Annotated in this window: 1 protein-coding gene; it reads right to left on the bottom strand. The window is 30.2% G+C overall.

The window, feature by feature from the left end; translation table 11 throughout:
- Positions 1-138: 138 nt before the first annotated feature.
- Complete coding sequence (locus CLTEP_RS14585; protein ID WP_084365029.1) at positions 139-531, bottom strand: RloB family protein; 393 nt, start codon at positions 529-531, stop codon at positions 139-141.
- Positions 532-645: the final 114 nt, after the last annotated feature.

Below are 645 nucleotides of genomic sequence, written 5' to 3'. Positions count from 1 at the left end.
ATGCGTAAAATATACAAGGTATCGCAACCTAATGTATTCCCAAGTTAGCTTACGTTATGAGGGATAAGGGCAAGTGTTCTCGCCCATAGAAATAAGGCTATCTAACTTTTGTTAGAGGAAACTTAAACAGCAAACTTTCTATAAAGAAGCTTCGTACCCTTGTGGTCGAAGTAGTTCACAGTTATCAATATATCTGCTCAATCTTTTCTTTACAGCATCGTAATTTTTAAAATTTGCTGTAGTATATTCAAAATGTAAAAGATACCATAATTCAAAACATGGGTTAGATATACCTAACTTTATTTTATTTTTATCTGCAATTTTCTTAGCTTTTTGAATTTCTTCTATTTTGCTTTGAATTGCCCTATTGGTATTATAGTTTATATCAACATCAAAAACACACCAAACCCTATCTCCATCTTTTTCATTGATATCAAAATTTCTTTTTTTAACATTTTGTGTGGAAGTCTCCCATCTTCTATAAGTGGGAGATGGATAACACCATTTTTGAAAGGGTTCAGCTCTAAAGATTAAAAATTCTTCGCATTAAAATGTTATAAATATGTATATGTACTCAACGAATATTATTAGTGGAATACTAATTTATATTGTTTGAGGAGGTTTAAATAATTGAGGAAGACTAGA

The sequence above is a fragment of the Clostridium tepidiprofundi DSM 19306 genome, from assembly GCF_001594005.1.
In the GTDB taxonomy this organism is placed as follows: Bacteria; Bacillota; Clostridia; order Clostridiales; family Clostridiaceae; genus Clostridium_AC; species Clostridium_AC tepidiprofundi.
This window is presented reverse-complemented; position numbering and strand designations above follow the sequence as displayed.